The sequence below is a fragment of the Stenotrophomonas sp. CFBP 13724 genome (assembly GCF_014841975.1).
GTDB lineage: Bacteria > Pseudomonadota > Gammaproteobacteria > Xanthomonadales > Xanthomonadaceae > Stenotrophomonas > Stenotrophomonas lacuserhaii.
This window is the reverse complement of record NZ_JACYUW010000001.1, coordinates 1,512,603-1,532,874: the sequence shown is the minus strand read 5'-3', so window position 1 is coordinate 1,532,874 and position 20,272 is coordinate 1,512,603. Positions and strand designations below refer to the sequence as shown.

Annotated in this window: 23 protein-coding genes; 12 read left to right on the top strand and 11 right to left on the bottom strand. The window is 68.7% G+C overall.

Annotated features, from left to right (window positions below):
- Position 1 precedes the first annotated feature (1 nt).
- The 5 genes from IFT63_RS06660 to IFT63_RS06640 are packed head-to-tail and all read left to right on the top strand — an operon-like array spanning position 2 to position 4,544.
- Entirely contained in the window at positions 2–364 is a 363-nt protein-coding gene (locus IFT63_RS06660) for an STAS domain-containing protein (protein WP_123699094.1), read from the top strand.
- Entirely contained in the window at positions 361–762 is a 402-nt protein-coding gene (locus IFT63_RS06655; protein WP_042613596.1) for an ATP-binding protein, read from the top strand. The genes IFT63_RS06660 and IFT63_RS06655 overlap by 4 nt, the downstream gene beginning before the upstream one ends.
- The gene (locus IFT63_RS06650) at positions 753–1,772 is read left to right on the top strand and encodes an ATP-binding protein (protein WP_042613595.1); all 1,020 of its coding nucleotides are present in this window, start codon (positions 753–755) and stop codon (positions 1,770–1,772) included. The genes IFT63_RS06655 and IFT63_RS06650 overlap by 10 nt, the downstream gene beginning before the upstream one ends.
- A complete protein-coding gene (locus IFT63_RS06645) occupies positions 1,769–2,641 on the top strand; it encodes a HAMP domain-containing sensor histidine kinase (protein ID WP_042613594.1) in 873 nt (290 codons plus the stop codon). The genes IFT63_RS06650 and IFT63_RS06645 overlap by 4 nt, the downstream gene beginning before the upstream one ends.
- The gene (locus tag IFT63_RS06640; RefSeq protein WP_042613593.1) at positions 2,628–4,544 is read left to right on the top strand and encodes a response regulator; all 1,917 of its coding nucleotides are present in this window, start codon (positions 2,628–2,630) and stop codon (positions 4,542–4,544) included. Before IFT63_RS06645 ends, IFT63_RS06640 begins: the two co-directional genes overlap by 14 nt.
- Before the next feature lie 17 nt (positions 4,545–4,561).
- Here the strand turns inward: IFT63_RS06640 and IFT63_RS06635 are convergent, their stop codons facing one another.
- The 9 genes from IFT63_RS06635 to mdcA all read right to left on the bottom strand — a co-directional run bounded on the left by IFT63_RS06635 (position 4,562) and on the right by mdcA (position 12,777).
- Positions 4,562–5,281 carry a GntR family transcriptional regulator gene (locus IFT63_RS06635; protein ID WP_192083608.1) on the bottom strand — a complete coding sequence of 240 codons (720 nt, stop codon included), beginning with the start codon at positions 5,279–5,281 and terminating at the stop codon, positions 4,562–4,564.
- Positions 5,282–5,364: 83 nt separating this feature from the next.
- Positions 5,365–6,711, bottom strand: coding sequence for an SLC13 family permease (locus IFT63_RS06630; protein WP_192083607.1), 1,347 nt, complete (start codon positions 6,709–6,711; stop codon positions 5,365–5,367).
- Positions 6,712–6,799: 88 nt separating this feature from the next.
- Positions 6,800–7,717, bottom strand: a complete 918-nt coding sequence (mdcH, locus tag IFT63_RS06625) for a malonate decarboxylase subunit epsilon (protein ID WP_192083606.1) — start codon at positions 7,715–7,717, stop codon at positions 6,800–6,802.
- The gene (gene mdcB, locus IFT63_RS06620; protein WP_192083605.1) at positions 7,714–8,571 is read right to left on the bottom strand and encodes a triphosphoribosyl-dephospho-CoA synthase MdcB; all 858 of its coding nucleotides are present in this window, start codon (positions 8,569–8,571) and stop codon (positions 7,714–7,716) included. Before mdcB ends, mdcH begins: the two co-directional genes overlap by 4 nt.
- Positions 8,568–9,206 carry a malonate decarboxylase holo-[acyl-carrier-protein] synthase gene (mdcG, locus tag IFT63_RS06615; RefSeq protein ID WP_192083604.1) on the bottom strand — a complete coding sequence of 213 codons (639 nt, stop codon included), beginning with the start codon at positions 9,204–9,206 and terminating at the stop codon, positions 8,568–8,570. The genes mdcB and mdcG overlap by 4 nt, the downstream gene beginning before the upstream one ends.
- Before the next feature lie 3 nt (positions 9,207–9,209).
- On the bottom strand, positions 9,210–9,914 hold the full coding sequence (gene mdcE / locus IFT63_RS06610) for a biotin-independent malonate decarboxylase subunit gamma (RefSeq protein WP_192083603.1): 705 nt from the start codon (positions 9,912–9,914) through the stop codon (positions 9,210–9,212).
- Complete coding sequence (locus tag IFT63_RS06605) at positions 9,911–10,801, bottom strand: biotin-independent malonate decarboxylase subunit beta (RefSeq protein WP_192083602.1); 891 nt, start codon at positions 10,799–10,801, stop codon at positions 9,911–9,913. The genes mdcE and IFT63_RS06605 overlap by 4 nt, the downstream gene beginning before the upstream one ends.
- Positions 10,798–11,121 carry a malonate decarboxylase acyl carrier protein gene (mdcC, locus tag IFT63_RS06600; RefSeq protein ID WP_192083601.1) on the bottom strand — a complete coding sequence of 108 codons (324 nt, stop codon included), beginning with the start codon at positions 11,119–11,121 and terminating at the stop codon, positions 10,798–10,800. The genes IFT63_RS06605 and mdcC overlap by 4 nt, the downstream gene beginning before the upstream one ends.
- Before the next feature lie 12 nt (positions 11,122–11,133).
- Positions 11,134–12,777, bottom strand: coding sequence for a malonate decarboxylase subunit alpha (mdcA, locus tag IFT63_RS06595; protein WP_192083600.1), 1,644 nt, complete (start codon positions 12,775–12,777; stop codon positions 11,134–11,136).
- Positions 12,778–12,950: 173 nt separating this feature from the next.
- Here mdcA and IFT63_RS06590 point away from each other — a divergent pair, with 173 nt between their 5' ends.
- Positions 12,951–13,247, top strand: coding sequence for a DUF3817 domain-containing protein (locus IFT63_RS06590; protein WP_249404416.1), 297 nt, complete (start codon positions 12,951–12,953; stop codon positions 13,245–13,247).
- 11 nt (positions 13,248–13,258) lie between these two features.
- Here IFT63_RS06590 and IFT63_RS06585 read toward each other — a convergent pair whose 3' ends face one another.
- On the bottom strand, positions 13,259–14,395 hold the full coding sequence (locus IFT63_RS06585; protein WP_192083598.1) for an MFS transporter: 1,137 nt from the start codon (positions 14,393–14,395) through the stop codon (positions 13,259–13,261).
- Positions 14,396–14,415: 20 nt separating this feature from the next.
- Positions 14,416–15,234: a DeoR/GlpR family DNA-binding transcription regulator gene (locus tag IFT63_RS06580; protein ID WP_192083597.1), complete on the bottom strand. Its 819-nt coding sequence runs from the start codon at positions 15,232–15,234 to the stop codon at positions 14,416–14,418.
- 270 nt (positions 15,235–15,504) lie between these two features.
- On the opposite strand from IFT63_RS06580, the gene moaA reads away from it, so the two are divergent.
- The 6 genes from moaA to modA are packed head-to-tail and all read left to right on the top strand — an operon-like array spanning position 15,505 to position 20,269.
- A complete protein-coding gene (gene moaA, locus IFT63_RS06575) occupies positions 15,505–16,500 on the top strand; it encodes a GTP 3',8-cyclase MoaA (protein ID WP_192084173.1) in 996 nt (331 codons plus the stop codon).
- A gap of 8 nt (positions 16,501–16,508) precedes the next feature.
- On the top strand, positions 16,509–17,507 hold the full coding sequence (gene moaCB / locus IFT63_RS06570; RefSeq protein ID WP_192083596.1) for a bifunctional molybdenum cofactor biosynthesis protein MoaC/MoaB: 999 nt from the start codon (positions 16,509–16,511) through the stop codon (positions 17,505–17,507).
- On the top strand, positions 17,504–18,760 hold the full coding sequence (locus IFT63_RS06565) for a molybdopterin-binding protein (RefSeq protein ID WP_192083595.1): 1,257 nt from the start codon (positions 17,504–17,506) through the stop codon (positions 18,758–18,760). Before moaCB ends, IFT63_RS06565 begins: the two co-directional genes overlap by 4 nt.
- A complete protein-coding gene (locus tag IFT63_RS06560; protein WP_042613579.1) occupies positions 18,757–19,017 on the top strand; it encodes a MoaD/ThiS family protein in 261 nt (86 codons plus the stop codon). Before IFT63_RS06565 ends, IFT63_RS06560 begins: the two co-directional genes overlap by 4 nt.
- Before the next feature lie 2 nt (positions 19,018–19,019).
- Positions 19,020–19,511, top strand: coding sequence for a molybdenum cofactor biosynthesis protein MoaE (locus IFT63_RS06555; protein WP_042613578.1), 492 nt, complete (start codon positions 19,020–19,022; stop codon positions 19,509–19,511).
- A 14-nt stretch (positions 19,512–19,525) separates the two neighbouring features.
- The gene (modA, locus tag IFT63_RS06550) at positions 19,526–20,269 is read left to right on the top strand and encodes a molybdate ABC transporter substrate-binding protein (protein WP_042613577.1); all 744 of its coding nucleotides are present in this window, start codon (positions 19,526–19,528) and stop codon (positions 20,267–20,269) included.
- Positions 20,270–20,272: the final 3 nt, after the last annotated feature.

The following is a 20,272-nucleotide window of genomic DNA, read 5'->3' as shown; positions in this document are numbered from 1 at the left end:
GATGGATCGCATCCCGATCCTGCAGATGGGCGATCTGCTGTTGGTGACCATCCAGGTGGACATGCACGACCAGCTGGCATTGACGCTGCAGGATGACCTGACCGAGAAGATCCAGCGTACTTCCGCACGCGGCGTACTGATCGACATCTCGGCACTGGATATCGTGGATTCCTTCATCGGCCGCATGATCTCGACCATCTCCGCGCTGGCGCGGATCATGGATGCCACCACTGTGGTGGTGGGCATGCAGCCGGCGGTGGCGATCACCCTGGTGGAGCTGGGCCTGGACCTGCGCGGCGTGCGTACCGCGCTGAACGTGGAGCGCGGCATGAAGCTGCTGCAGCTGCCCGCAGGCGACCCATGATCGCCGAGAACGGATCCCTTCCGATTCGCATCGAGCAGGACGTGGTGCTGGCGCGGCAGACCGTGCGGCAGCTGGCGGTCCGCTTCGGGCTGCGGCTGGTGGACCAGACCAAGCTGGTCACCGCCGCCAGCGAACTGGCACGCAACGCGGTGATCTATGGTGGTGGCGGTGACATGCACTGGCGCATCGTCGAACGCGGTGTCCGCCGCGGCATCCAGTTGCAGTTCGCCGACCAGGGGCCGGGTATTCCGGACCAGGTGAAGGCGCTCACCGATGGCTGGTCGTCGGGGTCGGGGATGGGCCTGGGCCTGTCCGGCTCGCGTCGGCTGGTCGATGATTTCGATCTGGACACTGCCGCAGGGCAGGGCACGCGGGTAACCATCACCAAATGGATCTGAATTTTTCCGGTCCGCTTACCCGTGTCGTGGTCGTCGAGGAAACCACCCAGGTCGGGCAGGCACGGCGCGAAGCGTTGCGCGTGGCCGCCGAAGCCGGCTTCAACGAGATCGATGCCGGCCGGGTCGCGCTGGCCGCCACGGAAATGGCGACCAACCTGTGGCGCCACGGTGGCGGCGGTCGCATGACCCTGTCGGTCATCGCCGGTGCCTGCGGCCAAGGGGTGGAGCTGTGCACCTTCGACCGCGGCCCGGGCTTCGTGCTTGCCCAGTGCCTGCAGGATGGGTACTCCACCGGCGGCAGCCAGGGCCTTGGCATGGCCGCCATCGCACGCCAGGCGCGGGTGATGGAGGCCTGGTCCGATGCGCGCGGCTCGATTGTGGTGGTGCGGATCCATCCAGAGCGGGCGCCGCGCGATGCGGACCTTGCCTATGGCGCGGTGCGGCTGCCGATGAAGCATGAGCTCGCCTGCGGCGATGCCTGGCACCTGCGCGTGCAGGACCAGAAACTGGCGTTGACGGTGATCGACGGCCTGGGCCACGGCGCGCTGGCGGCGGAGGCCTCCGAAGGCGGAGTGCGCGTGCTGGCCGCGCTGCCAACCGCCGATTCGGCCGTGGACGCCATCAACGACCTGCATGCCGCATTGTCGGGCTCGCGCGGCGGTGCGGCGGCGGTCGCCTGCGTTTCGCCGGAAAGTGGCGACATTGATTACGCCGGCGTGGGCAACATCGCCGGCAGCCTGCTGATCGGCGATACCTCGCGTGGCATGGCTTCGATGCCCGGCATCGTCGGCGTGCAGTACCGCAAGGCGCAGGCATTCAGCCTTCACGCCCCGGCTGGCACGCTGCTGGTGATGCATAGTGATGGACTGCAGGCGCGGTGGAGCCTGCGCGATTACCCTGGGCTGCAGCATCGCCATCCGGCGTTGGTGGTTGCCGTGCTGCAACGTGATTTTGATCGTGGTCGCGATGATGTCTGCGTCGTCGCGCTGCGCGTGGGAGCCTTCCGATGAGCGTCACCGATCTGTCCCTGCAGCAGGAACTGGAGCGCCTCCGGGTGGAGAACGAGGGCCTGCGCATGGAACTGGACGAGACCAACCAGGGCGTGCTGGCGTTGTATGGCGAACTGGACCAGCAGGCCGAACAGCTGCGCCAGGTGTCCGAACTCAAGAGCCGGTTCCTGTCCTACATGAGCCACGAGTTCCGCACGCCGCTCGGCTCCATCCTGAGCATGACGCGGCTGCTTGACGACGGCATGGACGGTGAGCTGAGCAGCGGGCAGCGGCAGCAGGTGCTGTTCATCAGCAGCGCGGCCAGCGAGCTGCGCGAGATGGTCGACGACCTGCTCGACCTGGCCAAGATCGAGGCCGGCCGGATCACCATTTCACCGGGCTGGTTCGACCTCATGGATCTGTTCTCGGCCCTGCGCGGCATGTTCCGCCCGTTGGTCGAAGGCAATGACATCGAACTGGAGTTCATCGCGCCGCCGCAGTTGCCGATGCTGTACACCGATGACAAGAAGCTGGCGCAGATCCTGCGCAATTACGTGTCCAACGCGTTGAAGTTCACCCCGCGCGGCCGGATCGTGGTCTCCGCCGAGCTGGAAGGCGATGCGGCGGTGCGCTTCAGTGTGCGCGACACCGGCATCGGCATCCCGCAGGAGATGCAGGCGGCGTTGTTCGAGGATTTCATGCAGGTCGATTCGCCGCTGCAGAAGCGCCTGCGGGGTACCGGGCTGGGGCTGTCGCTGTGCAAGCGCTTCGCCGGACTGCTGGGTGGCCATGTCGGGGTCAACAGCGTGCAGGGCGAAGGCTCGGAGTTCTTCGTGGTGGTACCGGTGAACCTTGAAACCGCAGCAGAGGCCGTCGATGCCGCACCGTGACCGCATCCTGATCGTGGATGACAACGTGGCCACGCGCTATGCAGTGCGGCGGGTGCTGGAGCATCACGGTTTCCGCGTGGATGAAGCCGGGATGGGACAGGATGGGCTGGATGCGGTGGCGGTCAATGACTTCGCCGCGCTGGTTCTGGACGTGAACCTGCCCGACATGAGCGGCTTCGACGTCGTCCGCGAACTGCGATCGCAACCGCGTACTGCGTTGCTGCCGGTGGTGCACGTGTCGGCGGCTTCGATCAGCACCGGGGACATGATCACCGGGCTGGACGCCGGCGCCGATGGCTACCTCACCCACCCGGTCGATCCGGAAGTGCTGCTGGCCACCTTGCGCAGCCTGCTGCGGGCCCGCCGCGCCGAAGATGCGCTGCGCGAGGCCGAGGCCCGCTTCGGCGAGATCTTCCGCCAGATCAACGCGCCCATCGCGGTATTGAACGCCGACCTGAGCGTGCGCGACGCCAATGATGCCTTCGCCCGGTTGCTGGGCACCGGCATCAGTGGCGGCTCGCCCCTGGACCGGCTCGGCGGGGCAGGCGATTTCATCGATGGGCTGCGGGGGGCGCTGCAGCGGCGCGAGCGCTGGCAGGGCACCGTCGCCCTGCCCAATCCGGGCGGGACCCCGCGCATGACCCAGTGGCGCCTGACCCCGTACCAGCAGCCCGACCAAGGGCTGGTGGTGGTGGAAGACATCACCGCCCACCACGAGCGCGACCGCGAGCAGCGACGCGAACTGGCGTACCAGATTTCCGAGCGCGAGCGCACCGAAGCCGAGCTGCTGCAGGCGCAGAAGATGGACGCGCTGGGCCAGTTGACCGGCGGCATCGCGCACGACTTCAACAATCTGCTGACCACCATCATCTCCGGCCTGGACATGATCGAACTGGCGGCCGACACCGGCAAGCTGGAGCGGCTGGGCCGCTACATCGATGCCGCGTCCAGTTCGGCCACGCGTGCCGCGGCGTTGACCCAGCGCATGCTGGCCTTCGCGCGCAAGCAGCCGCTGGATCCGCAGCCGTTCGACGTGGCCCAGCGCGTGCATTCGCTGGAAGACCTGCTGCGGCGGACCATCGGTGAGAACATCGAGCTGGAGTTCGAACTCGGCGACGAACCGCTGGTGGCACTGGCCGATCCCAACCAGTTCGAAAGCGTGGTGCTGAACCTGGTGATCAATGCGCGCGATGCGCTGGGCGGCAACGGCCTGATCCGCATCCGCGGTGAGCGCACCACGGTGGAAGGCGACTACAGCCTGGCCGCCGGCGACTACATCAGCGTGAAGGTGATGGACAACGGCAGTGGCATCGAAGCGCACCTGCTGAAGAAGGTCTTCGAACCGTTCTTCACCACCAAGCCACAGGGCGAGGGCACCGGGCTGGGTCTGTCGATGACCTATGGCTTTGCCCGCCAGAGCGGCGGCGTGGCGCGCATCAGCAGCGAACCCGGGGTAGGGACCGAAGTGGAACTGCTGTTGCCACTGGGCGATGCGGCCAAGATCGAGGTGGCCGGGGAGCGCGGTGAAACACCGGTCGGCCGCTTCGAGCGGATCCTGGTGGTGGACGACACCGACTCGGTGCGCCAGATGGTGCAGGACATGCTGCGTGAGGCAGGATACGAGGTCATCGCGGTGGCCGATGCGCGGCAGGCGCTGCGCGAGCTGCGCGACGACGAGGGCATCGCGCTGCTGCTGTCCGATGTCGGCCTGCCGGGCATGAACGGGCGTGAGCTGGCCGATGCCGCTCGCGAGCTGCGTCCGCGCCTGCCGGTGCTGTTCATCACCGGCTACACCGAACGCGCAGCGGTGCGCAATGAGTTCCTCGGGCCGGGAATGGGCCTGCTGCCCAAGCCGTTCAACCTGTCCGAACTGCTGCGCGCGGTGAGTTTCGCCCTGCGTTGAGCCGGACGTCCGTGCGTCTAGATGCCGCCTTCGCGCGGCAGTGGCGCGGGAACATTCAGCTGCCCGCCGGCCGCGACGTAGGCGGCCAGCGCTTCACCCTGGCTGAGCAGGTGGCGGTTCATCGTCGCTTCGGCCGCAGCTGCATCCCGACGGCGGATGCAGTCCATCAGCTCGCGGTGTTCGGCCAATGACTGGGCCATCCGGCCCGGCGTCAGCAGCTGGCGGCCACGGTGCATCTTGAGGATCCGGTGCAGGTCATGGGTCACCCGGATCAGCCACGGATTGCCGGCGTGGGTCTGCAGGGATTCGTGAATGAAGTAGTTGTTGCGGTAGTACTCGGCCAGGTCGCCGGCCGCGGCCGCCGCTTCCATGGCATCGTGCAGGGCCTGCAGCTGGGCGATGCCGGCGTCATCGATGCGGCGCACCGCATCGTGCGCGCAGCGGCCTTCCAGCATCGCCATCACCGGGAACAGCTGGTTGAGGTCTTCCAGGGTGAGGCGGGTGACCCGGCTGCCACGCCCGGCATCGATCTGCACCAGGCCTTCGGCGGCCAGCAGTTTCAGGCTTTCGCGCAGCGGCGTACGGCTGATGCCGAGTTCCTCGGCCAGTGCCGGTTCGTCGATCCATTCGCCCGGTGGCAGAAGGTAATCGTAGATCTTCTGCCGCAGTTGTTCGGCCACCTCTTCATAGAGTGGCACGCGGCGGGTGCTTTTACGGGGGCCGGGGGCCAGGGGCATGGTGGTTTTACGGTCCAGGTGATGCATCAGTCTAGCCGCTGCACCGGGAGGTGACGACCAACCGTCGCCACCTCCCGGAGGGATTACATCCAGCCCGGTACCACGAACAGCAGCCACGCCAGCAGCGGGCCGAAGGCCACCACCAGTCCGCTGTAGACCAGGAAGCGACGGAACAGTGCCTCACGCTCTTCCTTCGCCGCCGACGCCACCACCAGCGCGCCATTGGTGGAGAACGGGCTGACGTCCACCACCGTGGACGACACCGCCAGGGCGCAGATGACGCCGGCGGCGCTGAGGTGGCCCTGCATCAGGAACGGAACCGCCAGCGGGATCGTGGCGCCCAGCACGGCCGCCGAGGAGGCGAACGCCGAGACGATGCCGCCCACGTAGCAGACCAGCAGCGCACCCAGCAGCGGGATGCCGATGGCCCCGACGCCGTGGCCGACGAAGTCGACCGCGCCGGCCTTCTGCAGCACCGCGACATAGGTCACCACGCCGCTGATCAGCAGCACGGTGGACCAGCTGATGCCATCCACCGCGCCCTTCTGCGCGGAAGGCGAGGCCAGCGCGATGGCGACCGCGACGGTGATTGCCACCAGGCCAACGTTGAGGTCATACACCAGTGCCGCCACGCCCAGGCCCAGCAGGCCCACCAGGGTGATCAGGCGGTCGCGGTTGATGCGGACTTCGTCCAGTGCCTGCGGATCGTTGGACAGGGTGCCGCCACCGGCACTGACCACCGCGCCATGGCCTTCGATGGCGAACTGGCGCGAGGAGGCCTGCACGCCGGCGACCAGCGGTTCCTCGGCGACCGCACGCCCACGACGCAGCAGCGCGATGCCACCGAAGGCGAAGAAGCAGATGAAAGCCATCAGCAGGTTGAAGCCGAGGCTGGTCAGGAACACCGCCATTTCCGTGACATCCAGTCCTGCCTTCTGCACCACCTGGTTGGTGATGCCGCCGTACACGCTGATCGGCGAGAAGCCGCCGGCCTGCGCGCCGTGGATCACCAGCAGGCCCATCATCAAGGGGTTGATCCTGTACTGCTTGGCAAAGCGCAGTGCGACCGGGCCGATGATCGCCACCGCCGCCGGACCCAGCGCACCGAATGCGGTCAGCACCGCAGTCACGATGAACATCACCCACGGGATGGCCACGATGTGGCCTCTTACTGCTTTCACCGCCCAGTGCACCAGCAGGTCGATGGTGCCGTTTTTCTGCGCGATGGCGAACAGATACGTGATGCCGACCAGGGTCAGGAACAGATCGCCCGGGAATCCGGCAAGGACCTCCTTGCCGTCCATGCCGACCCAGATGCCGCCGACGATGAACGCCAATGCAAAGCCGACGGCACCCATGTTGATGGGCAGGGCCGTGGCCACGATGAACATGATCACCAGACCGATGATCGTTGCAATTTCCGGACTCATGCGCCCTCCCGAGACACCTGGTTCGTTGCTTCCGATGGCGACCCGCCATCCAGGGGTAATGCTTGGACTGCGTGGCCGATGCGCCCACTCATGCGCGCGCGCAGGCCGTTTCCACCCATTCCACGACGCCCTCCAGCGTGTGGAAATCCTCGACCGAGCGCGCCTGCAGCTGCGGATGCAGCTCGCGGGCGAGACGGCTCAATGCATTGCCGGGGCCCAGTTCCAGGAACACCCGTGCGCCGCGTTCCACGGCCTGCTGCATTACGCCCTGCCACTGCACGGTGCAGGCGATCTGGCCGGCCAGGGTGTTGCGGACCTGTTCCGGCGTGGCCACGCGGCGGCCATCGAGGCCGGCCAGCAGCGGCAGCCGTGGGACGTGCAGTGGCGTGTCATCCAGCACCTGGGCGAACGCGGTGGCGGCGGCGGCCAGCAGCGCGGTATGCGCCGGCACGCTGACCGGCAGCGCCACGCAGCGCGCGCCCCGTTGTTCGGCGTTCGCCTGCACGGCCAGCAGATCGGCGCGCAGGCCGCCCAGCACCACGTGGTCGTCACCGTTGACGATGGCGACGGACACGCCGCGCGCGGCGCACAGCGCCTCGATGCTGCCGCGTTCCAGCCCCAGCACCGCCAGCAGGCCGGCGTCGGCGGGACTGGCTGCATCCATGCAGGCGGCGCGGCGCACGGCCAGCTGCAGGCAGGTCGCCGCATCGTAGCTGCCGGCCACCGCGTGCGCGGCCAGTTCGCCGGCGCTGTAGCCGGCAACGACGGTGGGCACCGGCAGGCATGCTTTCAGCGCCAGCCAATGGGTGAGTGCGCCGGCGCAGACCAGCGGTTGGGCGATGGCGTTGTCGAAACGCGAGGGGCGGTTGGCAGCCTCGGTGGGCGCTTCGCCGAGCAGCACAGCCGCCGCAGCCAGCAGGGCGGTGGCATCAGGATCAGCCTGCACGCGGCAGAACATGTCCGGGTGCTGGCCGCCCTGTCCGGGGCACAGGATGGCCAGGCTCATGCGGCTTCCTGCTGCAACAGGAACAGTGCGCAGGCCAGCAGGTCGGCGCTGCCGCCCGGGCTGAGTCGCCGCTGTTCGAAAGCGTGGCAGATCCGTGCCATGTGCGCGGGGGCGTCGGTTGCGCGCACGCCGCCGGCGTCAAGGAAGCCGCGTGCCTGCGCCTGTGCGAACGCCAGGCCTTCGGCGCCGCCACGATGCAGCAGGTTGAGATCATCGGTGACCGCGACCAGCTGCATCAGGGTCTGCAGCAGGGCGGCATCGCGCGCCAGCCCGTCGGCCAGCGCGGCGCGCAGCACCGGTACCGCCACCCCGTGCAGCAGCGGGAAGCCCGCGGCCGCCTGTTCGCGCACCCCCGGGACGGCATGGCGGACACGCGCACGCTGCCCGGGGCTGCCGACATCCAGCGGCGCCTGCAGCAGGGCGTGGCGCCACTGGCGCACGCCGTCGCACACCGCGCCGGCGGAGGGGGCAGGGCAGCCTTCAGCGTGCAGCCGCGCCGACGAAGCCACCAGCAGGCCGAGGCTGAAGATCGCGCCGCGATGCGTATTGACGTTGCCGGTGGCGGCCAGCATGCCGCGCTCGGCCTGGATGCCGAGCTCGCGCAGCGGCGCGAAATCGGCGCTGGCGGTGGCCTGCGCGGCGATCGCGGTGAAGTAACCGCGCAGCGCGAACAGGCTGCGCAGGAAGGTGCCGGCATCCATGTCCTGGTGGCTGCCACGGCTGAAGGGAGTGACCAGTCCGGGCTTCGGGCTGCAGGCCAGTTCGGCGTGCAGCGCGACGATAGCAAGGCGACCGAGCGGACGCGCACGCGGCACGGCCGTCGCCGCGGAAAGCGGGCGGGCCAGCGCACTCATGCGGGCAGCTCCATGCCGGCAAGGCGTGAACGCGCTGCCAGCCAGCAGGCGGCATCGCCCTTGACCAGCACCTGCGCGGCTTCGCCGGCGTACTCCCGCCAGTTCACGGCCTGCGCCGCATCGAACACCAGTTCGCCATCGGCACGCAGGCCGTGCAGCGCCTCCCAGTCCTGCAGCAGGCGGCAGACCTGCGATGCCTGGCGGGGTCCGTCGACCTGCCAGAGCAGGTCCAGGTCGGAGCCTGCATGCAGGTAATCCCGTCCGGTGATCGCCTGCCAGGCGTGGCTGCCAAACACGCGTGGAGACAGTGCCTGGGCCGCGCAGCGGTGCTGCAGCGCTTGCAGGGCAGGGCGCCACGGCGCGGACAATGCTTCGATCACCTCGGTCAACCGCGGCGGGGGCGCGTGACGGATGACCGCCTCGCGCTCGATCCGCAGTGACAACCGTTGCCGGCCCTCATCCAGCGGCAACGGCACGCCGAGCCGCAGCTGTGCGCCATCGACGGCCGGGTCACGCCGCGCCACCACCAGCGGCAGGCGCGCCTGCATCCATGCTCGCAGGCGAGGTTCTGCCTGCGGACTCAGCGTAGTCCACGTCGCCTGCGGGTCGATCCAGACCAGGTCGTGGCGATGCATGTCTCAGGCCTCGCCTGCGGCCACGGCACGGGCGACGTCGTGCGCCAGCAAGCGACCGCCACGTTCCAGCCCGCGCTCGCGGCGCAGGTCGAGCCGCTGCGGTCCGCTCAGCGCGGCGGCCAGCGCGGCGGCAAGGTCGCCCTCCCATACCGCCTCCACCGCGCCCATGCGCACGTAGTTGTCCACGCCGGGTGCGAACACCGGCGAGCTCAGGCTCAGTGCCTGCAGCTTCTCCAGCGGTTGCTTGGTGACGCGCGCCATCGCGCGCAGGTCCATCACCCGTACCTGCGCCTCGGGCAGGGCGAAGATGCGGTCGGCCATCAGGCCGAAGGACAGGAAACCGCCGCTGACCGACTCACCGTAGACCAGGCTGACCAGTGCGGCGCCGCGCCGACGCGCCAGCTCCAGGCTGCGCGCCAGGTGGGCGAAGCAACCGTTGATGCCCAGCAGTTCATCGCGCCGCGCCAGCCGCTGGCCAGCGGTATCGACCAGCATCACGATCGGTCGTTTGGGATGGCCGCGGGTGCTGGCCAGCACGCAGGCCGACAGTGCCAGCGCATGGTCCACGCCGACCTCCAGCTTGTTGGCGGTGCCGATCACCGTCACCTCGCCGCCGGCGGTGCTTGCCGTCCCGGTGAGCACGTCGTCGTTGCGTTCGACGCGATGGCCGGCGGGGAATAGCGCCGGCAGCAACTGATCAAGGTTCATGGGACGCTCCGCGCGGCAACCGCGTCGAGGAAGGCGGCCGTATCCAGCAGCGGCAACCGCTCGGGATCGGCGATGCCCTGGCGGGCCCAGATCTCCAGCCCGTCGCGGCAATCACCGTAGGCCGCGATGCGCGCTTCCAGCTGCTGCTGGGCCTGCTCGAGCGCCGCCAGCGGATCCTGGTCCGGGTCGCACGCGGCGATCGCGGCGACCGCGGCATCGGCGAACGCCTGCATGTGGTCGGCCACCAGGGCGGATGCCTCGCCTGTCAGGTAACGGTGCTTGCCACCGGTCACCCGCCACACCAGCGCGCGATCGCGTGAGTCGAACTCTTCCACGCCGCGGACGGTTTCAATCACTTCCGGGCCTGACAGCGACAGGCGGCCTTCTTCGGACATCAGCACGGCCGAGCAGCAGCGGGCGACGATGCCCATGCCGCCGAACGCACCGTTGCCGCTGCCCACCAGCGCGATGACCGGAACACCCTCGGCACGTGCGGCAAGTACCGCGCGCATGATTTCGGAGATGGCGATCAGCCCGGCATTGGCCTCGTGCAGGCGCACCCCGCCGCTGTCCAGCAGCAACAACACCGCTTCCGGGCGCAGCTCGCGGGCGCGTTCCAGCAGGCCGGTCAGCTTGGCGCCATGCACCTCGCCCACGCCGCCGCCCATGAAGGCGCCTTGCTGTGCAGCGACCAGCACCTCGCGCCCCTGCAGGCGCCCGGCACCGACCACGATGCCATCGTCGAACGCGCCGGGCACGTCCAGCTGTGCCAGGTGCGGGCTGATGGTGCGGCGGCGCGGACCGAAGAATTCGCTGAAGCTGCCAGCATCCAGCAGGCCCTCGATGCGCTCGCGCGCATCGGCTTCGTAGTAGCTGCGCTGGTTCATGCATCACTCCCGCGTTCGGCAAGGGTTTCCAGCGCCTGCTGCAGGCGCAGGCTGACCACCGCCGGGGTGGCGCCGGCATCATTCAGTGACAGGCGGACATCGCGCAGCGGGTGGCGAGCGGCGAAATCAGCCAGCACCGCCTGCCAGACGTCGCCGAACCCGCGCGCGGAGGTGATCACCTCGATCTCCATCGCGCCATCCAGTGGGGCCGGCTCGACCAGCACTTCAAGGTTGCCGGAGGCGACCACGCCGACCAGCGCATGCAGCTCGGCGCTGCCAAGTACCTGGGTGCCGGGAAAACGATAACGAAGGGTTTCCATGGAGAGTGTCCCTTACCAGTTGCGGAAACGTTTGGGCGGTTCGTACAGGCCGCCGGACCAGTGCACCAGGTCCTTCACCGAGCGCGCAGCCAACAGGTCGCGGCTGGCATCGCGGCTGCGCACGCCAAGGTCTTCGGCGCGGCGGATCACCCCGCGGTCGCGCAGGTTTTCCACCATCGCCTTGTCGCGTGCCATGCCCACGGCGGTGTAGCCGGCGACCCCGCGGATCGCCTGTTCGCGCTCTTCCGGCGTACGGCACAGCAGCAGGTTGGCGATGCCTTCTTCGGTGAGGATGTGGGTGACATCGTCGCCATAGATCATCACCGGTGGCAGTGGCATGTTGGCCCGCTCGGCCAGTTCCCAGGCATCGAGACGGTCGACGAAGGCCGGCGCCATGTGTTCGCGGAAGGTTTCCACCATCTGCACGACCAGCTTGCGTCCGCGCGGCATCTGGCCGGGCAGGGCGGCCTGCTGGCCGGCCTTCAGCCAGGCCGGACTGGCGTGACGGCGGCCGCGGGCATCGGAGCCCATGTTCGGCGCGCCGCCAAAACCGGCGATGCGGTCGCGGGTCGCGGTGGAACTGTTGCCCTGCAGGTCGATCTGCAGCGTGGAGCCGATGAACATGTCGCAGGCATACAACCCGGCGGTCTGCGAGAACGCGCGGTTGGATCGCATGCTGCCGTCGGCGCCGGTGAAGAACACGTCCGGGCGGGCCTGGATGTATTTCTCCATGCCCAGTTCAGAGCCGAAGGAGTGAACGGATTTGACGAAGCCCGATTCGATCGCCGGGATCAGCGCCGGGTGCGGATTGAGCGCCCAATGGCTGCCGATCTTTCCCTTCAGGCCCAGCGATTCGGCATAGGTGGGCAGCAGCAGCTCGATGGCCGCGGTATCGAAGCCGATGCCGTGGTTGAGCCGCTGCACGCCGTATTCGGCGTAGATGCCCTTGATCGCCATCATCGCCATCAACACCTGGATTCCGGAGATCTGCGCCGGATCACGGGTGAACAGCGGTTCGATGTAGTTGGGACGCGGCGCCAGGGTCACGAAGTCGACCCAGTCGGCCGGGATGTCGACGCGGGGAAGCGTGTCGACGATCTCGTTGACCTGGGCGATGACGATGCCGCCACGGAACGCGGTGGCCTCCACGATCACCGGGGTGTCTTCGGTATTGGGGCCGGTGTAGAGGTTGCCGTGGCGGTCGGCGGCCTGCGCGGCCACCAGTGCGATCTTCGGGGTGAGGTCGATGAAGTAGCGGCCGAACAGCTCCAGGTAGGTGTGGATGGCGCCGATGTCGATGCGGCCTTCGGCCACCAGCCCGGCCAGCCGCGCGCCCTGGGGTCCTGAGAAGGAGAAGTCCAGCCGCTTGGCGATGCCGCGCTCGAATACATCCAGGTGCGAAGGCAGCGACAGCACCGACTGCACCATGTGCAGGTCGCGCACCCGTGCCGGGTCGACCTGGGCCAGCGACTCGGCGAGGAAGTCAGCCTGCTTCTGGTTATTGCCTTCCAGGCAGACCCGGTCGCCCGGTTCGATGACGGCTTCGAAGAGGTCGGTCACGCGGGCGTGCGGCACCTCGCGCTGCAGTCCGGCCTCGGCGGCCCGCTGCAGCCGCTGTTGGCGCTGTTGCTCAAGGGTATTCCAGACACGGGTCATGCCACTGACCTTGTAATTACGGAGTAATTACGACGCTATCACCGGATCCCTGACCCTGCAAGCGTGAGTGCAGCAGAAACATCAGCGCACGCGAATCAGTGCGGATGCGTATCATCCGTATCTTTGGCCCGCCACCGGAGTCCTGCTTGACCTCTCTTCGCCCGATCAGTCCGATGGGCCGCGTGTTCGCGTGGACCGCCTTCTTCGAAGCCCTGACCTGGGGGGGCCTGCTGCTGGGCATGTGGCTGAAATACGGCCCGCAGACCACCGAGTCGGTGGTCTGGCTGTTCGGCCGCCTGCATGGGGTGGTGTTCATGGCCTACGTGGCGGTGACCGTGCTGGCTGCACTTCGCCTGCGTTGGCCGTGGTGGGCGACCCTGCTGGCGCTGCTGGCGGCCGTGCCGCCGCTGGTTACCCTGCCGCTGGAATGGTGGTTCCGCCGCCGCGGATTGTTGTCGGCCCAGCGCTGAGGCGCAGCCGCTCAGCGCACCGCGCGCGCCGCGATGCCGACCAGCAGCAGGGCGATGGCCACCAGCACGAAGGCCGTCACCAGGCTGCTCAGCTGGGCCACCAGCCCGACCAGTGCCGGACCGGCCAGCACGCCGGCATAGCCCAGCGTGGTGACCGCGGGGATCGCCAGGCTTTCCGGCATGGCCTTCTGGTTGCCGGCCAGGGTGAACAGCACCGGCACGATGTTCGCGCAGCCCAGGCCGACCAGCGCATAGCCGACCAGTGCCACCGGCAGCGCGCTGGCGAAGGTGGCCAACAGCAGGCCAGCGGCTGCCACCGCACCGCCGATCAGCACCGCACGCTGCTGGCCCAGCCACGCCACAGCGCGATCACCGAACAGACGGGTGACGGTCATCGCGACCGAAAAGACCAGGAAGCCCAGGCCCGCACGGCCCGCTGGCACACCCTGCACCTGGTTGAGGAACACCGCGCTCCAGTCCAGCATCACCCCTTCGCCGAGGAAGGCAACGAAGCACAACACACCGATCAGCAATACGATGCCGCGCGGGATGGCGAACATGGGGGCATCGCCGGGCGCGCGCTCGCTGCGCCAGTACGGCGCGGCCAAGGCCACTATCAGCCCCATCGCCGCCACCAGCAGGCAGGCGCCGACCCACGGCGCCACGCCGAGTGCGAGCAGGCCGGTCATCGCCGCCGCGCCGACCGCCCCGCCGATGCTGTAGAAAGCATGGAATCCGGACATCATCGGGCGCCGGGCATCGCGCTCGACCATCACCGCCTGCAGGTTCATGACGCAGTCGCAGGCGCCGATGCCTGCCCCGAACACGAACAGGGCCAGCGCCAGGCTGATCGCCGATGGGGCGAGGGACAGCAGCGGCAGGGTCAGGCCGGCCATCAGCAGGGTCACCAGCATCAACGCGCGGCAGCCGTGGCGCGCGGCCAATGCGCCGGCCACCGGCATCGCCAGCAGCGAGCCGGCGCCGAGGCACAGCAGGGTCAGGCCGAGGCCGCCTTCGTCCAGGCCGGTGCGTGCCTTGGCGAAGGGAACCAGCGGGGCCCAGGCCGCGATGGCGAAGCCGGGCAGGAAGAACACGGCGCGCGTGGCATGCTGCTGCCGCAGGGCGACGGACGGGATAGCTGCAGACATCGGTAGGCTCGGTGAGGGAATCAGGAAGACGGGGCACCGCTGACGATCACGTCCAGCCCCTGCAGGCGCAGCGCATCGACCAGCGCGGTGGGCGCATCGGCTTCGACAAGCAGCACGTCGACCTGCTCGCGCGAGGCGATCCGATGGCTGGCGATCGCGCCGAGTTTTTCATTGCTGACGACCACCACCATGCGGTCGGCGCAGCGGACCAGTGCACGCTTGAAAGCGGCTTCCTCGCCGTCCACCGCCCAGGCCGTGCCCTCGCGGTCGATCGCGCAGGTGCCGGCGAAGCAGACATCCACGTGCAGCTCGGCGAGGCATTCCATCGCCTGGCTGCCGAGCACCGCACCGGAGCGTCGATCCAGGCGGCCGCCGATCAGGCTGACCTCGATGCCCTCGCGCGCCATCAACAGCAGGGCGATGTCCGGTGCGTTGGTAACCACCCGCAGTTGCAGGTCACGCGGCAGCATCGCGGCGATGGCGCTGTTGGTCGATCCGGCATCCAGTGCGATGACGTCAGCGTGGCGGACCAGGCCTGCTGCCCGCAGGGCGAGCGCCTGCTTGCGCGGCAGGTCCTGCTGCTGGCGCTCGGCCAGCGGCGGGAAGGTCGGGGTGAGTGGCAACGCGCCGCCGTGCACGCGCCGGCAAAGACCGCGTTGCGCCAGCTCGCGCAGGTCGCGGCGGATGGAGTCCTCCGATACGCCGAACCGCAGCGCCAACGGCGAAGCGAGCACGCGGCCCTGTTCACGCAGCAACTGCAGGATGGCCTGCTGGCGCTCGCCGGGCAGGGTGTCGGCACTGTTCAATGGAGCGATGCCGTACGCAAGGGGGGAGGGCATGGGCGGGCAGGCGGTCCGGGCGGATCGCCATGCTATCGAGCCCGTGCGCGTTCGTGCAAGATCGTGCATCGTCGTGCATACGTATTCACTGACCTGCGGCGTGTCCGCTGGCCGTGCCGCGATCAACGGCGCCCCGCAACGCGGCGGCGCCGCAACGTGACACGCGCGAAAGTCATGCCATCACGACGGCGCGGCCGGTACGCTGACGGCCATGATGGCGAAGGGAACCGGAAGGATGGTCAACGCATGGCGGTAGTACGTGGCGGCGCGATGGTCGATGGGGGCGCGCCTGCGCTCGGCGACAGCTTCGGCCGTCGTTTCCCTTATCTGCGCCTGTCGCTCACCGAAGCCTGCAACTTCCGCTGCAGTTACTGCCTGCCTGATGGCTACCAGGGCCAGGCCGGTCCGCGCTTTCTCGGCGTGGCGGAAATCCAGCGGTTGGTGCGTGGCTTTGCGGCACTGGGCATGCACAAGATCCGCCTGACCGGTGGCGAGCCCAGCCTGCGCAAGGACCTGGAGCAGATCATCGAAGTGGTTGCCGCCGTGCCGGGTATCCGCAAGGTGGCCATCACCACCAATGGCACGCTGCTGCCACGTCGGTTGCCCGGCTGGCATCGTGCCGGACTGACCGGGCTCAACGTCAGCATGGACAGCCTGCAGCGCGATCGTTTCCATGCTCTGACCGGCCACGACCGGCAACCGGATATTCTGCAGGGCCTGCAGATGGCGCAGGCACTGAATATTCAATCGGTGAAACTCAATGCGGTGCTGCTGCGCGGCGTCAACGATGACGAACTGCCGCAGTGGATGGAATTCCTTCGCGAGCGACCGGTCAGCGTGCGCTTCATCGAACTGATGCGCACCGGCGACAACGAGGCCTACTTCCTGCAGCACCACCGGCGCGCGGACGAGGTCATCACCCAGTTGCTGGAGGCCGGCTGGAGCGAGCGTCCGCGGTATCCCGATGCCGGGCCGGCGCGCGAGTTCGGCCATCCCGGCCACCGGGGGACGGTCGGCATCATCGCCCCGTACGCCCGTGATTTCTGCAGCAGCTGCAATCGCCTGCGGGTGACCGCGCGCGGTGACCTGCGGCTGTGCCTGTTCGGTGAGTTCGGCGTGCCGCTGCGCCCGCTGCTGCAGTCCGACGACGACTTCGACGCCCTGCTGGCCCGCATCACGACCCAGCTCGGGTTGAAGGCGGCCGGCCACGGCTTGCACCAGGGCCAGACCGGGCTGATCCCGCACCTGGCCTCCATTGGAGGATGAAACACAGCATGAGTGGTGAGATGAGCGCGGCCTTCCACATGGCCGATGTGCGTGACAAACGGATAACCCGACGCCGCGCGGTGGCGGTGGGCGAGCTGCTCGCCGGCCCGCTGGCCTACCCGATGATCGTCGAGCGCCGCCTGCCCAAGGGCGATGCGCTGGTAATGGCCGAAATCGCCGGGCTGCAGGGCGCCAAGATGGCCTCTGCGCTGATGCCGCTGTGCCACCCGCTGCAGCTGGAACTGGTGCGCGTGCACTGTGCGCCGGTGCCCGGACGACACGCCATCCGGGTGTGGTGCGAGTGCGCCAGCGAGGCCCGTACCGGTGTGGAGATGGAAGCGTTGGCGGGAGTCAATGCCGCGCTGCTGACGCTGTACGACCTGACCAAACCGGTCGAACCGGCGCTGGAGATCAGTGGCGTGCGGCTGCTGTTCAAGGAGGGGGGCAAGCGCGGGGTATGGATCCATCCGCAGGGCATGGATGCGCAGGAAACCGAACGCTTCGCCCCGCGTGCGCCGTTGCAGCTGCAGGGCGCGCGTAGTGCGGTGTTGACCCTGAGTGATCGTGCCAGCGATGGCCGCTACGAGGATCGGTCCGGGCCAGTGCTGGTGCAGGGCCTGCAGGCGCTGGGCGCGGAGGTCGCGTCCGCGGAGGTACTGGCTGATGGGATCGAGCCGCTTGCCTCGCGCCTGCGCGCGCTGGCGGCCGAGGGCGTGCAGTTGTGCCTGTGCACCGGCGGTACCGGCCTGGGGCCGCGTGACCTGACCCCCGAAGCGCTGCAGTCGCTGGGCGGCCGGCGCGTGGATGGGCTGGCGCAGATGCTGCGCTCGCTCAGTGCCCAGCACACGCCGATGGCCTGGCTCAGTCGCGCCGAGGTGGTACAGCTGGACGGCATGCTGGTGTTTGCCCTGCCGGGCAGCCCACGCGCCGCCGCGCAATGCCTGGAGATGCTGGCACCACTGCTGGGCCATGCCCTGGCGATGATGACGGGCAGGGGGCACGCGTGATCACCTATGCCGAGGCGCTGCGCATCGTGCTGGAGGCGGCACCGTTGCTGCCGGACGAGCCGGTCGCGCTGGACCAGGCGTGCGGTCGCACACTGTCCGCGCCCATCTACAGCCCGCAGTGCGTTCCTCCGTTCGACAATTCCGCGATGGACGGCTTCGCGCTGCGCCTGGACGGATCCACGGCCACGGCGGGCAGCGAATTCGATGTGTTCGGTTGGCAGGCCGCAGGGGATGCGGCAAGCGTCGCGGGCAACGGGGCATGGGAGATCATGACCGGTGCCCGTCTTCCGGATGGCCTGGACAGCGTGGTGCCGGTGGAGCAGGTGGAGGTCCTGCGCAGCGAAGGCGGACGCCCCCTGCGGGTACGCCTGCGCGCCGACGTAGCGCCGTTCCAGTTCGTGCGCCTGCGCGGCCAGGATGTGCAGTCCGGCGAACAGGTGCTGGCAGAAGGTGTGTGCCTGGATCTCAACGCACTGAGCCTGCTGCATGCCATCGGCGCAGGGCAGGTAAGGGTCAGGGCGCGTCCCCGCGCGGCAGTCATCGCGACCGGCAAAGAACTGGTCAGCCAGGCCGGCCAGGCGCTGCAGTCCGGACAGATCCGTGACAGCAGCCGTCCGGCGCTGGTCGCCCGGCTGCAGTTGGCCGGTGCGCAGGTGGTTGCCGATGCGCTGGTGGGTGACGAGGTGGCCGCCTTTGATGCAGCGCTGGACCAGGCGCTCGCGGCCGGCGCACAGCTGCTGGTGAGTACCGGCGCGGTGTCTGCCGGCCGCTACGACTTCATTCCCGCCGCGTTGCAGGCGCGCGGGGCGCATATCCTGTTCCACAAGGTGGCGATCCGCCCGGGCAAGCCGGTGCTGTTCGCGCGACTGCCCTGCGGCGCGCTCTATTTCGGCCTGCCGGGCAATCCGGTATCGACCGCGGTCGGCCAGCGCTTCTTCGTGGAGCCGCTGCTGCGCGGCATGCTCGGCCTGCCGGCGGAGGTCGCGCTGCGCCTGCCCTTGCTGGCCGCTGCGGACAAGCCCGAAGGCCTGCGCTTCCATGCGCGTGCGCGGGTTGAGATCGATGCCAGTGGGCAGCTGGGCGTGCGCGTGTTGGCCGGGCAGGAATCGTTCCGCCTGAAGTCTTCATTGCAGGCCAATGCGTGGGCGGTACTGGATGAAGCAGGTGACCAGGCCCCGGCGGGTAGCCGGGTGCAGGTGATGGGGTGGGGTCATGCAACGCCCCTGCAGGTGAATCGACAGGAGCAGGCATGAGGCAGGTGACGGTGCAGTTGTTCGGGGCGTTTTCCGAACTGGATCCCACGCGCGAGATCGCGGTGGACGTGGCCGGCGGCCGGGTGGCGGATCTGCGCGCGGCGTTGGAAGCGCTGCTGCCGGTGCGCTGGCCCGCGTTCCGCGCTGGATTGCTGGAGTACTCGGCGTTCTCCGACCAGCAGCGTGTGCTGCGCGATGATGACGCGCTGCCTGATGACGGGCGCGTGGCGATCCTGCCGCCGGTGAGTGGAGGATGAGCATGGCAGAGCAGGACCAGTGGCTGATCGTCGACCGCGCCAGCGCGGCCATCGATGCGGCCGAGGCGATCGCCTTCGTGTCTGATCCCGGCTTCGGCGGCATCGATGTGTTCATCGGCAAGGTGCGCGACCTCAATCAGGGACGCGCCGTGCTGGGCATCACCTATGACCTGTTCGATCCACTGGTGATGGCCGAGTTCGAAAGGCTGGTCGGCGAGGTGCGCGGGCAGTTCGGGCCGCGGGTGAAACTCTACGTGGCGCATGCCAAGGGCCGCCTGGCGGTGGGCGATACGGCCGTGGTGGTGGCCGCCGGAACACCGCACCGCGACGAGGCCTTCAAGGCCTGCCGCGCGCTGATCGAAGCGGTCAAGCACCGCAGTCCGATCTGGAAACAGGAGCACTACCAGGACGGCGACAGTGTCTGGAGCGAAGGCTGTTCGCTGTGCCACGCCGCCGATGATGTCGGCCCCGCCTCCTCGCCCCCCGCAGCATGAAAGAGGCCTGCCAGATGACATCCTGGATCGCCGCCTTCCTGCTGCTCGCCGCTGCGCCCGTGGCAAGTGCGTCGGAACTGACCGTGTCAGCCGCCTCGAGCCTGACCGAGAGCTTCCGCGACATCGCAACCGCCTACCAGAAGGCCCATCCCGGCACCCGGATCGACCTGAACTTCGCTGCCTCCGGCGTGCTGCTGCAGCAGATCGCACGCGGTGCCCCGGTGGACGTGCTGGCCTCGGCCGATGAAGCGACCATGGACCAGGCGGTGAAGGGGGGCCACGTGGACCCAGCCACCCGCCGGGTATTCGCGCGCAACGCGCTGTGGGTGATCGTGCCGCCGGACACCCGCCGGCCCCTGACCTCGTTGCAGTCCCTTGCGCAACCCGAGGTCACGCGGGTAGCCATCGGGAACCCGGACAGCGTGCCGGTGGGCCGTTATGCACACGCTGCGCTGCAGTCCGCCGCACTGTGGACGGCCGTGCAGCGCAAGACGATCACCACCCAGAACGTGCGCCAGTCCTTGGATTACGTGGCGCGCGGCGAGGTGGACGCGGGTTTCGTCTATGCCACCGACGCGCAGGCGATGCCCGGCCGTGTCAAACGTGCGTTCCAGGTACCGGTCAGCGCCGGCATCACCTATCCGCTGGCGGTGGCCTCGCACAGCGGCAGGGCGAGCGAAGCGCAGCGCTTCGTCGCCTTCGTGCAGTCGGCGGCAGGCCAGGCGATCCTGCGCCGGCATGGCTTCAGCGCGCCCTGATCG

Bases quoted from the DNA above. Each gene is read 5' to 3' on its own strand.
- IFT63_RS06660 (WP_123699094.1), top strand. From the start codon at position 2: ATGGATCGCATCCCGATCCTGCAGATGGGCGATCTGCTGTTGGTGACC.
- IFT63_RS06655 (WP_042613596.1), top strand. From the start codon at position 361: ATGATCGCCGAGAACGGATCCCTTCCGATTCGCATCGAGCAGGACGTG.
- IFT63_RS06650 (WP_042613595.1), top strand. From the start codon at position 753: ATGGATCTGAATTTTTCCGGTCCGCTTACCCGTGTCGTGGTCGTCGAG.
- IFT63_RS06645 (WP_042613594.1), top strand. From the start codon at position 1,769: ATGAGCGTCACCGATCTGTCCCTGCAGCAGGAACTGGAGCGCCTCCGG.
- IFT63_RS06640 (WP_042613593.1), top strand. From the start codon at position 2,628: ATGCCGCACCGTGACCGCATCCTGATCGTGGATGACAACGTGGCCACG.
- IFT63_RS06635 (WP_192083608.1), bottom strand. From the start codon at position 5,281: ATGCCCCTGGCCCCCGGCCCCCGTAAAAGCACCCGCCGCGTGCCACTC.
- IFT63_RS06630 (WP_192083607.1), bottom strand. From the start codon at position 6,711: ATGAGTCCGGAAATTGCAACGATCATCGGTCTGGTGATCATGTTCATC.
- mdcH (WP_192083606.1), bottom strand. From the start codon at position 7,717: ATGAGCCTGGCCATCCTGTGCCCCGGACAGGGCGGCCAGCACCCGGAC.
- mdcB (WP_192083605.1), bottom strand. From the start codon at position 8,571: ATGAGTGCGCTGGCCCGCCCGCTTTCCGCGGCGACGGCCGTGCCGCGT.
- mdcG (WP_192083604.1), bottom strand. From the start codon at position 9,206: ATGCATCGCCACGACCTGGTCTGGATCGACCCGCAGGCGACGTGGACT.
- mdcE (WP_192083603.1), bottom strand. From the start codon at position 9,914: ATGAACCTTGATCAGTTGCTGCCGGCGCTATTCCCCGCCGGCCATCGC.
- IFT63_RS06605 (WP_192083602.1), bottom strand. From the start codon at position 10,801: ATGAACCAGCGCAGCTACTACGAAGCCGATGCGCGCGAGCGCATCGAG.
- mdcC (WP_192083601.1), bottom strand. From the start codon at position 11,121: ATGGAAACCCTTCGTTATCGTTTTCCCGGCACCCAGGTACTTGGCAGC.
- mdcA (WP_192083600.1), bottom strand. From the start codon at position 12,777: ATGACCCGTGTCTGGAATACCCTTGAGCAACAGCGCCAACAGCGGCTG.
- IFT63_RS06590 (WP_249404416.1), top strand. From the start codon at position 12,951: ATGGGCCGCGTGTTCGCGTGGACCGCCTTCTTCGAAGCCCTGACCTGG.
- IFT63_RS06585 (WP_192083598.1), bottom strand. From the start codon at position 14,395: ATGTCTGCAGCTATCCCGTCCGTCGCCCTGCGGCAGCAGCATGCCACG.
- IFT63_RS06580 (WP_192083597.1), bottom strand. From the start codon at position 15,234: ATGCCCTCCCCCCTTGCGTACGGCATCGCTCCATTGAACAGTGCCGAC.
- moaA (WP_192084173.1), top strand. From the start codon at position 15,505: ATGGTCGATGGGGGCGCGCCTGCGCTCGGCGACAGCTTCGGCCGTCGT.
- moaCB (WP_192083596.1), top strand. From the start codon at position 16,509: ATGAGTGGTGAGATGAGCGCGGCCTTCCACATGGCCGATGTGCGTGAC.
- IFT63_RS06560 (WP_042613579.1), top strand. From the start codon at position 18,757: ATGAGGCAGGTGACGGTGCAGTTGTTCGGGGCGTTTTCCGAACTGGAT.
- IFT63_RS06555 (WP_042613578.1), top strand. From the start codon at position 19,020: ATGGCAGAGCAGGACCAGTGGCTGATCGTCGACCGCGCCAGCGCGGCC.
- modA (WP_042613577.1), top strand. From the start codon at position 19,526: ATGACATCCTGGATCGCCGCCTTCCTGCTGCTCGCCGCTGCGCCCGTG.